Annotated in this window: 18 protein-coding genes and 1 pseudogene; all 19 read left to right on the top strand. The window is 55.1% G+C overall.

Translation table 11 applies throughout. The features are described 5' to 3' along the window. Positions 1 to 133 (top strand): annotated as a pseudogene (locus tag ACIQZK_RS10705) (30S ribosomal protein S3); the annotation flags it as partial. 16 nt (positions 134 to 149) lie between these two features. Further along, a complete protein-coding gene (gene rplP, locus ACIQZK_RS10710; RefSeq protein ID WP_295442681.1) occupies positions 150 to 584 on the top strand; it encodes a 50S ribosomal protein L16 in 435 nt (144 codons plus the stop codon). Between the two features lies 1 nt (position 585). Further along, on the top strand, positions 586 to 795 hold the full coding sequence (rpmC, locus tag ACIQZK_RS10715) for a 50S ribosomal protein L29 (protein ID WP_158902179.1): 210 nt from the start codon (positions 586 to 588) through the stop codon (positions 793 to 795). A 10-nt stretch (positions 796 to 805) separates the two neighbouring features. Then, positions 806 to 1069 carry a 30S ribosomal protein S17 gene (gene rpsQ, locus ACIQZK_RS10720; RefSeq protein WP_183941959.1) on the top strand — a complete coding sequence of 88 codons (264 nt, stop codon included), beginning with the start codon at positions 806 to 808 and terminating at the stop codon, positions 1067 to 1069. A gap of 4 nt (positions 1070 to 1073) precedes the next feature. After that, positions 1074 to 1442 (top strand): 50S ribosomal protein L14, encoded by a 369-nt coding sequence (rplN, locus tag ACIQZK_RS10725; protein ID WP_125229589.1) that lies wholly within the window; start codon positions 1074 to 1076, stop codon positions 1440 to 1442. A 2-nt stretch (positions 1443 to 1444) separates the two neighbouring features. Beyond that, a complete protein-coding gene (gene rplX / locus ACIQZK_RS10730; RefSeq protein ID WP_125229590.1) occupies positions 1445 to 1765 on the top strand; it encodes a 50S ribosomal protein L24 in 321 nt (106 codons plus the stop codon). Beyond that, a complete protein-coding gene (gene rplE, locus ACIQZK_RS10735) occupies positions 1758 to 2342 on the top strand; it encodes a 50S ribosomal protein L5 (RefSeq protein ID WP_397576111.1) in 585 nt (194 codons plus the stop codon). Before rplX ends, rplE begins: the two co-directional genes overlap by 8 nt. Beyond that, on the top strand, positions 2342 to 2647 hold the full coding sequence (gene rpsN / locus ACIQZK_RS10740; protein WP_183941957.1) for a 30S ribosomal protein S14: 306 nt from the start codon (positions 2342 to 2344) through the stop codon (positions 2645 to 2647). Before rplE ends, rpsN begins: the two co-directional genes overlap by 1 nt. Positions 2648 to 2658: 11 nt before the next feature. After that, complete coding sequence (rpsH, locus tag ACIQZK_RS10745) at positions 2659 to 3054, top strand: 30S ribosomal protein S8 (RefSeq protein WP_183941956.1); 396 nt, start codon at positions 2659 to 2661, stop codon at positions 3052 to 3054. After that, positions 3054 to 3587, top strand: coding sequence for a 50S ribosomal protein L6 (gene rplF, locus ACIQZK_RS10750; protein WP_183941955.1), 534 nt, complete (start codon positions 3054 to 3056; stop codon positions 3585 to 3587). Before rpsH ends, rplF begins: the two co-directional genes overlap by 1 nt. Continuing rightward, positions 3587 to 3940, top strand: a complete 354-nt coding sequence (gene rplR / locus ACIQZK_RS10755) for a 50S ribosomal protein L18 (RefSeq protein ID WP_397576112.1) — start codon at positions 3587 to 3589, stop codon at positions 3938 to 3940. The genes rplF and rplR overlap by 1 nt, the downstream gene beginning before the upstream one ends. Further along, on the top strand, positions 3940 to 4635 hold the full coding sequence (gene rpsE, locus ACIQZK_RS10760) for a 30S ribosomal protein S5 (protein WP_397576113.1): 696 nt from the start codon (positions 3940 to 3942) through the stop codon (positions 4633 to 4635). Before rplR ends, rpsE begins: the two co-directional genes overlap by 1 nt. Positions 4636 to 4640: 5 nt before the next feature. Continuing rightward, positions 4641 to 4817: a 50S ribosomal protein L30 gene (gene rpmD / locus ACIQZK_RS10765; protein ID WP_183941953.1), complete on the top strand. Its 177-nt coding sequence runs from the start codon at positions 4641 to 4643 to the stop codon at positions 4815 to 4817. A gap of 39 nt (positions 4818 to 4856) precedes the next feature. Beyond that, positions 4857 to 5393 (top strand): 50S ribosomal protein L15, encoded by a 537-nt coding sequence (gene rplO, locus ACIQZK_RS10770; protein WP_183941952.1) that lies wholly within the window; start codon positions 4857 to 4859, stop codon positions 5391 to 5393. Between the two features lie 172 nt (positions 5394 to 5565). Then, on the top strand, positions 5566 to 6942 hold the full coding sequence (secY, locus tag ACIQZK_RS10775; RefSeq protein WP_397576114.1) for a preprotein translocase subunit SecY: 1377 nt from the start codon (positions 5566 to 5568) through the stop codon (positions 6940 to 6942). 34 nt (positions 6943 to 6976) lie between these two features. After that, on the top strand, positions 6977 to 7621 hold the full coding sequence (locus tag ACIQZK_RS10780; protein WP_397576115.1) for an adenylate kinase: 645 nt from the start codon (positions 6977 to 6979) through the stop codon (positions 7619 to 7621). A 129-nt stretch (positions 7622 to 7750) separates the two neighbouring features. Then, positions 7751 to 8227, top strand: a complete 477-nt coding sequence (locus ACIQZK_RS10785; protein ID WP_397576116.1) for an ATP-dependent zinc protease — start codon at positions 7751 to 7753, stop codon at positions 8225 to 8227. Beyond that, entirely contained in the window at positions 8224 to 9129 is a 906-nt protein-coding gene (gene rimK, locus ACIQZK_RS10790) for a 30S ribosomal protein S6--L-glutamate ligase (protein WP_395637752.1), read from the top strand. Before ACIQZK_RS10785 ends, rimK begins: the two co-directional genes overlap by 4 nt. A 174-nt stretch (positions 9130 to 9303) precedes the next feature. Beyond that, on the top strand, positions 9304 to 9672 hold the full coding sequence (gene rpsM / locus ACIQZK_RS10795; RefSeq protein WP_125229603.1) for a 30S ribosomal protein S13: 369 nt from the start codon (positions 9304 to 9306) through the stop codon (positions 9670 to 9672). The last annotated feature ends 119 nt before the right edge of the window (positions 9673 to 9791 follow it).

The following is a 9791-nucleotide window of genomic DNA, read 5'->3' on the forward strand; positions in this document are numbered from 1 at the left end:
TGCTTATGGCATCATCGGCATTAAATGCTGGATCTTCAAAGGCGAAATCTTGGGTCATGACCCAATGGCAACTGACCGACTGATGATGGAAGCACAGACTTCCGGCGTCCGTCCGCAGTCTGACCGCCGCTAAAGGTTAGGAACTAGACATGTTGCAACCAAAGAAAACAAAGTTCCGCAAGCAGTTCAAGGGACGCATCAAGGGCGAAGCCAAGGGCGGGTCTGACCTGAACTTCGGTTCATACGGCCTGAAGGCGCTTGAGCCAGAGCGGATTACCGCACGTCAGATCGAAGCGGCTCGCCGCGCGATTACGCGTCACATCCGCCGTCAGGGCCGTTTGTGGATCCGTATCTTCCCGGACGTGCCGGTCACGAAAAAGCCTGCCGAAGTTCGTCAGGGTAAGGGCAAGGGTTCGGTCGAATATTGGGCAGCCAAGGTTAAGCCTGGCCGTATCATGTTTGAACTCGACGGTGTTCCTGGTCCAATCGCAGCTGTCGCATTTCAGCGTGCAGCCATGAAACTGCCAATCAAGACCAAGGTCGTGGCGCGTCTCGGCGACACCTCGCATCTGGGAGCATCATAAGATGAGCAAAACCGAAGATCTCCGCGTCAAGAGCGACGATCAGCTTGCTGTTCAGCTCGGCGAATTGAAGCGCGAAGCGTTTAACCTGCGTTTCCAATCGGCCACTGGCCAGATGGAAAAGCCGGCACGTGTGCGTGAAGTGCGTCGTGACATCGCCCGCATCAAAACCCTGCAGGGTGAGCGCCAGCGCGCCGCCGCAAAGACGGCATAAGGAGCTACCCATGCCAAAACGTATTCTCACAGGGACCGTGGTCTCCGACAAGAATGACAAGACCATTGTCGTTCTCGTCGAGCGCAAAGTGAAGCACCCGCTTTACGGCAAGATCATTCGTCGCACGAAGAAGTATCACGCCCATGACGAAAACAACGTCGTGAAAGAAGGCCAAGTCGTCCGCATCGAAGAGTGCGCGCCGATTTCCAAAAACAAGACCTGGCGCTTGGTAGCTGACGCTGCCGCCCCGGTCGCCGCAACGAAGGAGGATTGATTCCATGATTCAGATGCAATCCAATCTCGATGTTGCGGACAACAGCGGCGCAAAGCGCGTTCAGTGCATCAAGGTGCTTGGCGGTTCCAAGCGTCGCGTAGCTGGCGTGGGCGACATCATCGTGGTGTCGATCAAAGAAGCCGCACCGCGCGGCAAGGTAAAGAAGGGTGACGTGCACAAGGCCGTTATCGTTCGTACCCGCAAAGACATCCGCCGTGCAGACGGTTCGGTTATCCGCTTCGACTCCAATGCTGCCGTTCTTATCGGTAACAACAAGGAGCCGATTGGCACACGTATTTTCGGACCAGTGGTTCGTGAACTGCGCGCCAAGAACCACATGAAAATCATCAGCTTGGCACCGGAGGTGCTATAACAATGGCTCTGGCAAAAATCAAAAAGGGTGACACGGTCGTCGTGCTCGCCGGTAAAGACAAGGGCAAGTCCGGCGAAGTAACCGCCGTCATGCCTAAGGACAGCAAAGTCGTCGTCGCAGGCGTCAACATTGCTGTGCGTCACCGGAAAGCTTCGCAGGCAAACCCGCAGGGCGGTCTCGATCGCTTTGAAGCACCGCTGCACATTTCGAATGTGGCTTTGGCGGATCCGAAAACAGGCAAGGCAACACGCGTTCGCGTGGAAACCAAGGACGGCAAGAAGGTCCGCGTGGCCGTGAAGTCCGGGGAGACGATCAGTGGCTGATACCAAATACACTCCACGTATGAAGAAGCTATACGACGACTCCGTCGTCAAGGGCTTGACTGAAAAGTTCGGTTACACAAACCGCTTCGCAGTGCCAAAGATCGAAAAGATCACACTCAACATGGGTGTTGGTGAAGGTTCGCAGGACAAGAAGAAGGTTACGACCGCTCTTGCTGAAATGGAACTGATTGCTGGTCAAAAGCCAGTCATCACCAAGGCCAAGAAATCCATCGCTGGCTTCAAGCTGCGTGAAGGCATGCCAATCGGCGTGAAAGTAACGCTTCGTGGCGCTCAGATGTATGAATTCTTGGATCGCCTGGTTACCATCGCAATGCCACGCATTCGCGATTTCCGTGGCCTGAACCCAAAGAGCTTTGATGGCCGTGGCAACTTTGCGATGGGTCTCAAGGAACAGATCATTTTCCCAGAAATCAGCTATGACGCCATCGATACGGTGCGCGGCATGGATGTGATCGTAACGACTTCGGCAAACTCGGACGACGAGGCGCGCGAACTGCTTAAGCTGTTCGGCTTCCCGTTCCCTGTAGAAGAAGCTGACGAAAAGGCGGCTGCATAATGGCTAAACTGAGCTCCATAAACAAGAACGAGCGTCGCAAGAAGCTGGCGAAGAAATACGCCGGACGTTATGCGAAGTTGAAGGCGATGGCGAAAGACCAGTCGTTGGATGACAGCGAGCGTTTGATTGCACGCCTGAAAATGGCTGAAATTCCCCGCAATGGTAACCCGCACCGCGTGCGTAACCGTTGCGAAACCACCGGGCGTCCTCGCGGCGTGTACCGTAAATTCAAGCTGAACCGTATCGAACTGCGTAATCTTGCCAATAAGGGCATGATCCCGGGCGTTACGAAGTCGAGCTGGTAAGGATAAGATAGATGGCAATGACCGATCCTTTGGGTGATATGCTCACCCGTATCCGCAACGGCCAGCGGGCGAAGAAAGACTCTGTAGTCTCGCCAGCGTCCGGCCTGCGTACCCGCGTTCTCGATGTTCTGCAGCGTGAAGGCTATATTCGCGGTTACAGCGAAGAAGCTTTGGGTGCACATAAGGGCATCCGCATCGAGCTGAAATATTTCGAAGGCGCTCCTGCTATTCAGCATGTCGCCCGCGTTTCGAAGCCTGGTCGCCGCGTATATTCAGGAAGCCAAGAGCTTCCGATTATCCGCAACGGCCTTGGCATCACCATCGTTTCGACGCCAAAGGGCGTTCTGTCTGACGCGGAAGCGCGCGCACAGAATGTCGGCGGCGAAATCCTGGCGGAGGTATTCTAATGAGCCGCATTGGTAAGAAACCTGTTCCCATTCCTGCCGGCGTAACCGCCAGCATGGAAGCGGGCACGCTTTCGGTCAAAGGACCGAAGGGCGAACTGAAAATGCCGATGAGCGACCTTATCTCTTACGAGATGCAGGACGACGGTCTTTCGGTAAAGCCTGCCAATGGCAGCAAAGCAGCCCGCGCGTTTTGGGGTATGCAGCGTACGTTGGTACAGAACCTCGTTACGGGTGTGACCGAAGGCTTTACGAAAGTCCTCGAAATCACCGGCGTTGGTTACCGTGCAAACAGCCAAGGCAAGATGTTGAAGCTGCAACTTGGCTATAGCCATGATGTCGACTTCGCGATCCCAGAGGGCATTGAAATCAAGACACCTGATAACACCACGGTGGAAATCTCAGGTATCGACAAGCAGAAGGTTGGGCAGGTTGCTGCTGAAATCCGTCGCTGGAGGAAGCCAGAGCCATATAAGGGCAAGGGCATCAAGTACCGCGGCGAATATATCTTCCGCAAGGAAGGGAAGAAGAAATAATGGCAAAACTGTCTCTCTTTGCAAGGCGCCGTCAACGCGTTCGTTCGAAATTGCGGGCGCAGGTTGCTGGACGTCCTCGTCTTTCCGTGCACCGCACTGGTCGCCACATCTATGCGCAAGTCATTGACGATTCGAAGGGCGCGACCATCGCGTCTGCTTCGACCCTCGACAAGGACGTGAAGGCTAAGAACGGCTCGACAACTGAAGCTGCGGCTGATGTTGGCAAGCGGGTAGCTGACGCTGCTAAGAAAGCTGGCATTTCCAGCGTGGTTTTTGATCGTGGCGGGTTCCTGTTCCACGGTCGCGTCAAAGCGCTTGCTGATGCAGCGCGCGAAGGCGGATTGGAGTTCTGATGATGGCTGAAAACACTGAAAGCACTTTACCTGTGACTGACGGCGCAGCGCCTGACGCAGCCGAAGGTCAACGTCGCGGTCGCGGCGGTCGTGGCGGCGGCGGTGATAACCGTGGTGGCGGTGGCCGTGGTCGTAGCAACGATCGTCGTCCTGCACAGGAAGAAGATGATGGCACGATCGAAAAGCTCGTTCACATCAACCGCGTTTCGAAAACTGTTAAGGGCGGTAAGCGCTTCGGTTTTGCGGCACTCGTCGTTGTTGGTGATGGTCAGGGTCGCGTAGGCTTTGGTCATGGTAAAGCACGCGAAGTGCCAGAAGCGATCAACAAAGCGACTGCAGCTGCCAAGAAATCGATGATCCGCGTCGCCCTGAAAGATGGTCGTACGTTGCATCACGACGGCAAGGGCCATTTCGGCGCTGGCAAGGTGACGTTGCGTTCGGCACCAGCCGGTACCGGCATCATCGCAGGTGGCCCAATGCGCGCTGTCTTCGAAAGCCTGGGCGTTGCGGACGTTGTGACCAAGTCGGTCGGTACGTCGAACCCTTACAACATGATCCGTGCTACTTTCGCGGCGCTGTCTGAACAGACCAGCCCCAAGTCGGTAGCGCAGCGTCGCGGCAAGAAAATCGCCGACCTTCTTGGTCGCGGTGGCAGCAAAACTGCTGAAGCCGACGCAGAAGCTATTGCGGAGTAATCGATATGGCGAAGATTAAACTGAAGCAGACCGGTTCGCCGATCCGCCGTCCAGCCTCACAGCGCGCAACTTTGAAGGGCCTTGGCCTTGACAAGATGAACCGCGTTGTTGAAATCGAAGACACAGCCGAAGTGCGCGGAATGATCCGCACAGTTCGTCACATGGTCCAAATTCAGGACTGATAACATCAGCGCGAATTAAAGCGAAAGCGAGTGCACGACATGAAATTGAATGACATTAAAGACAACGAAGGCGCCCGCCATCGCCGTATGCGCGTTGGCCGTGGTATCGGTTCGGGCAAAGGCAAGACCTCGGGTCGCGGCCAAAAGGGCCAGACCAGCCGTTCGGGTGTTTCGATCAACGGATTTGAAGGCGGCCAGATGCCACTTCACATGCGTATTCCAAAGCGCGGCTTCAACAATATCTTCGCCAAGGACCATGCAGAAGTAAATCTGGGCATGATCCAGAAGTTTATCGATGCCAAGAAAATCGACATCAAAGCTGTTGTTGACCATGCGGCGTTGAAGGCTGCTGGCCTTGCACGCGGCGGCAAGGACGGCGTCCGTTTGCTGGCTAAGGGTGAACTCACCTCCAAGGTGAACTTCTCTGTCGCTGGTGCTTCGAAGGCAGCCGTCGAGGCAGTTGAAAAGGCCGGTGGTAAGGTTGAAGTGCTGGTAAAGGTTTCTGCATCGGAAAAAGCCGCTGCGAAGAAATCTTCCGTCAAGAACGCTGCTAAAGAAGCTGCGGCCAAGAAATAAGACGGGGGCGACGACTTCGCTCTTGTCATGCCAGCCCCGCTTCCCGATATGGGCTGGCGGGGTTTGACATTTCTGGGGTTCGTCCAGATACAGTCAGGCGAAATTTTTGGGGTGAAGCCGTTGCGCGATTATTGTGCATTCACGGTTAATCCGGAACCAAGGAACGTATATCATGGCATCTAGAGCCGACCAAATGGCATCGAACCTCAATTTATCGAAGTTCGGGCAGGCAACAGAGCTTAAGAACCGCATTTGGTTCACTATTGGCGCGCTCATCATATTCCGGATGCTGAGCTTCGTGCCGCTGCCGGGCGTTGATCCCGTCGCGCAAGCAGCCCTTTATGCGAACAACGCCGCTGGCGGTGTGCTCGATATTTTCAACACTTTCTCGGGTGGTAGCCTTGAGCGCATGAGCCTCATCGCGCTTGGCGTCATGCCCTATATTACAGCGTCGATCGTGGTGCAGCTCGCATCATCGCTTTCGCCTACGCTTGCCGCCATCAAGAAAGAGGGCGAGAGCGGACGCAAGAAACTCAACCAATATACCCGCTACGGCACAGTGTTCCTGACTGCGGTGCAGGGATATTTCCTTGCCGCAGGGCTTGAAAGCCTCGCTGCCGCCAACGGCATTAGCGCGGTTGTTGAGCCGGGCATGATGTTCCGCATTGTTGCGACCATTAGCCTTATCGGCGGCACCATGTTCCTGATGTGGCTGGGCGAGCAGATTACGTCGCGCGGTATCGGCAACGGTATCTCCTTGATCATCATGGCGGGTATCGTCGCCCAAATGCCACGGCTGTTCGCACAGCTTCTCGAAGGTGGACGGACCGGATCGATTAGCGGTTTTCTGATCGTCGGCTTCCTTTTGATGTTCGTCAGCCTGACTTTGCTGATCTGCTTCATGGAGCGTGGCCAGCGCCGGGTGCTGATTCAATATCCAAAGCGTGCGACACAGCGTGGCATGATGCAGGCGGATCGCAGCCATCTTCCATTGAAGATAAACACCGCAGGCGTCATCCCGCCGATTTTTGCATCGTCATTATTGCTGCTGCCGATCACCATCACGCAGCTCGGTGGAAACAATGTTGCGGGTGAAAGCGCGATGGGTGACTTTGTCATCACGTTGAACCAATATCTGGCCCACGGGCAGCCGGTGTATCTGGCGCTCTATGGCCTCGGCATCATCTTCTTCTGTTTCTTTTACACCGCCGTGGTGTTCAATCCGGAAGAAACATCCGAGAATCTGAAGAAAGCCGGCGGCTTCATTCCGGGCATTCGTCCGGGTAAGAACACCGAATCCTATCTGGATTATGTTCTGACACGCATCACCGTGTTGGGCGCGGCCTATCTCACATTGGTGTGCTTGTTACCCGACTATGTCATGGCCCAAACGGGCCAGCAGCAATTCTTTGCTATTGGCGGGACCAGCTTGCTCATTCTGGTCAACGTCACCATTGATACGATTTCACAGATCCAGAGTCATCTGCTCGCCCATCAATATGGGGATTTGCTGAAGAAGGCCAAGCTGAAGGGTGGACGCGCCCGCTAAAGGCGCGACATCGAAACGAACGGGGAAACGTTTCATGAATATCATCCTTTTGGGGCCTCCTGGCGCAGGCAAAGGAACGCAGGCTGCATTTCTCGTCGAGAAATACGGCATGGTGCAATTGTCGACCGGCGATATCCTGCGTGCTGCCGTAAAGGCGGGTACTGAAGTCGGTAAGATGGCGGATGAGATCATGAAGGCAGGTAAGCTTTTCCCTGACGAATTGATGGCCGAGATCCTTGGCGAGCATATGGATGCCATCCCTGTGGAAAAGGGCCTGATTTTTGACGGCTACCCACGCACGGCGCCGCAAGTCGCGCTTCTCGATGGCCTATTGTCCGCACGCCAACGGACGCTCCATTATGTCATTGAACTGGTTGTCGACGAAGACGCGTTGGTCGAACGCGTTGTTGGCCGTTTCACCTGCGCCAATTGCGGTGATGGCTATCATGATGTTTTCAAAAAACCGGTCAAAGCCGACACCTGTGACAAATGCGGATCGCATGAATTTAAGCGTCGTCCTGATGACAATGAAGAAACGGTCCGCACCCGCATGGCGGAGTATCGCGCAAAGACCGAGCCAATCTTGCCCCTTTACGATGCCCGCGGCCTTGTAAGCCGCGTCGACGGTATGGCGCCGATTGACGACGTGACGAAGGCGATTGAAGCGATCATCGGCTGAACGCCCGCTCAAACAAGTTCAACGTGACGGAAATGGAAACGGTTGTTAGGAACGCCTTCCATGAAACATCTTGTCATCACGGCAGCGATATTGGCTGCAACAGCATCGCCCGCAGCGGAGCCAAACTAATTGGCTGCGGGGGGTGGCAAGCCGCGTTCAGGGGGCAAATTAGAAATTGGCTGGTGCGAAATGGTCGATGTGCCGAGCCTTGGCCTGTCGCACGTGCACGCGAAAATGGACACGGGCGCCGCGACATCATCGATACATGCAACGCGCATCAAACCTATCGTCCGCGACGGCAAGCCGTGGGTTGAATTCTGGTTCCGTCTGAATGCGGGCGAAAAGCCAAAGCGTTATGAAGCGCCCGTCATCGACCGGCGCATGGTGCGATCGTCCAATGGTGATACGCAAGAACGCTATGTCATCTCAGCGCAATTTTGTTTTGGTAAGCTGTGCTGGAACGGGCAGCTCACCTTGGCGAACCGGCGTTCGATGGCCTTTCCCTTGCTAATTGGCCGACGGGCGCTAAGGCGCGGCTTTCTGGTCAATAGCGCACGACGCTGGGTATTGGGCAAGCCAGCGAATCAAGGACATAAGAGCATATGAAAATCGCCATGTTGGCACGCAACGCCAACCTATATTCGCACCAACGGCTCGTCGAAGCGGCCTTGGCGCGCGGACATGAGATTGATATTCTGAATACGTTGCGGGTGACGATGAACATCACGTCGCACCGTCCCGAAGCATATTATCAGGGTGCCAAGCTTGGCAAATATGACGCGGTCATTCCGCGCATTGGCGCGTCCATCACATTTTACGGACTTGCTGTACTGCGTCAGTTTGAGATGATGAACGTATGGTCATTGAACGAAAGCGTCGCCATCGGCCGCTCGCGCGACAAGCTGCGCTCGTTGCAGATTTTGGCGCGCAAGGGGCTTGGTCTGCCGGTAACGGCATTCGCCCATGATCCCAAGCAAACCGACGAAGTCATCAAAATGGTTGGCGGCGCGCCCGTGGTCATCAAGCTATTGGAAGGCACGCAGGGGATTGGCGTGGTTTTGGGGGAGACTGAAAAGTCGGCCCGCTCCGTTATTGAGGCGTTTCGCGGTGCGAACGTGAACATCCTCGTGCAAGAATTTATCAAAGAGGCCAATGCCACCGACATCCGTTGCTTTGTCATCGGCAACAAGGTTGTCGCATCGATGCAGCGTAAGGGTGCGGAGGGTGATTTTCGATCAAACCTACATCGTGGCGGCTCGGCCGAAGCCATAAAAATCACACCGGAAGAACGATCAACGGCGGTCCGCGCCGCGCGCGCCATGGGGTTAAATGTCGCTGGCGTCGATATGCTGCGGTCCAATCATGGCCCGGTCATCATGGAAGTGAACAGCTCGCCCGGGCTTGAAGGAATCGAAAAAGCCACCGGCAAGGATATTGCGAGCCGAATTATTGCGTTCATCGAAGAAAACGCAATTGCGGGCAAAACCAAGACCAAAGGCAAGGGATAGCGCGCCTCCAGCCTTGACAGTTGGCGCGACTCACCGTAAGGCGACGTCAATTCCGATCATCTGGTACAACCAGCAGCGCTTTTTCGCGTCCGCTGGTTTTGTGCGTTTCGGAATATCATCAGCGTTGAGATAGGGTTTGTCTTTCGGGACACCTGTGGAGCAGGAGTAAATAAATTGGCACGTATTGCCGGAGTTAACATTCCAACCAACAAGCGCGTGATCATTGCGCTTACCTACATTCACGGTATCGGCCGCACTAAAGCCGTCGAAATCGCGACAAAGCTAGGAATTGATCATAGCCGTCGTGTGCAGGACCTTTCGGACGCCGAAGTTCTGCAAATCCGCGAAACCATCGATGCGGGCTACACCGTAGAAGGCGATCTTCGCCGTAACACATCGATGAACATCAAGCGTTTGATGGATCTCGCCTGCTACCGTGGCCTTCGCCACCGTAAGGGCCTTCCAGTCCGTGGCCAGCGTACGCATACCAATGCGCGTACCCGCAAGGGCAAGTCCAAGGCAATCGCGGGCAAGAAGAAGTAATCACGGGCTATTGCCTGATTATTTTTTCTTCGCATTTTCGAATAGGATACACATTATATGGCACGCGAACCACAACGCATTAAAAAGCGGGAGCGTAAAAATATTTCGGCAGGCGTCGC

Source organism: Sphingorhabdus sp. (genome assembly GCF_044338195.1).
GTDB lineage: Bacteria > Pseudomonadota > Alphaproteobacteria > Sphingomonadales > Sphingomonadaceae > Sphingorhabdus_B.

Bases quoted from the DNA above. Each gene is read 5' to 3' on its own strand.
- rpsQ (WP_183941959.1), top strand. From the start codon at position 806: ATGCCAAAACGTATTCTCACAGGGACCGTGGTCTCCGACAAGAATGAC.
- rplN (WP_125229589.1), top strand. From the start codon at position 1,074: ATGATTCAGATGCAATCCAATCTCGATGTTGCGGACAACAGCGGCGCA.
- rplR (WP_397576112.1), top strand. From the start codon at position 3,587: ATGGCAAAACTGTCTCTCTTTGCAAGGCGCCGTCAACGCGTTCGTTCG.
- rplP (WP_295442681.1), top strand. From the start codon at position 150: ATGTTGCAACCAAAGAAAACAAAGTTCCGCAAGCAGTTCAAGGGACGC.
- rpsN (WP_183941957.1), top strand. From the start codon at position 2,342: ATGGCTAAACTGAGCTCCATAAACAAGAACGAGCGTCGCAAGAAGCTG.
- rpsH (WP_183941956.1), top strand. From the start codon at position 2,659: ATGGCAATGACCGATCCTTTGGGTGATATGCTCACCCGTATCCGCAAC.
- rpmC (WP_158902179.1), top strand. From the start codon at position 586: ATGAGCAAAACCGAAGATCTCCGCGTCAAGAGCGACGATCAGCTTGCT.
- rplX (WP_125229590.1), top strand. From the start codon at position 1,445: ATGGCTCTGGCAAAAATCAAAAAGGGTGACACGGTCGTCGTGCTCGCC.
- rpsE (WP_397576113.1), top strand. From the start codon at position 3,940: ATGATGGCTGAAAACACTGAAAGCACTTTACCTGTGACTGACGGCGCA.
- rpmD (WP_183941953.1), top strand. From the start codon at position 4,641: ATGGCGAAGATTAAACTGAAGCAGACCGGTTCGCCGATCCGCCGTCCA.
- secY (WP_397576114.1), top strand. From the start codon at position 5,566: ATGGCATCTAGAGCCGACCAAATGGCATCGAACCTCAATTTATCGAAG.
- rplF (WP_183941955.1), top strand. From the start codon at position 3,054: ATGAGCCGCATTGGTAAGAAACCTGTTCCCATTCCTGCCGGCGTAACC.
- rimK (WP_395637752.1), top strand. From the start codon at position 8,224: ATGAAAATCGCCATGTTGGCACGCAACGCCAACCTATATTCGCACCAA.
- rplO (WP_183941952.1), top strand. From the start codon at position 4,857: ATGAAATTGAATGACATTAAAGACAACGAAGGCGCCCGCCATCGCCGT.
- ACIQZK_RS10780 (WP_397576115.1), top strand. From the start codon at position 6,977: ATGAATATCATCCTTTTGGGGCCTCCTGGCGCAGGCAAAGGAACGCAG.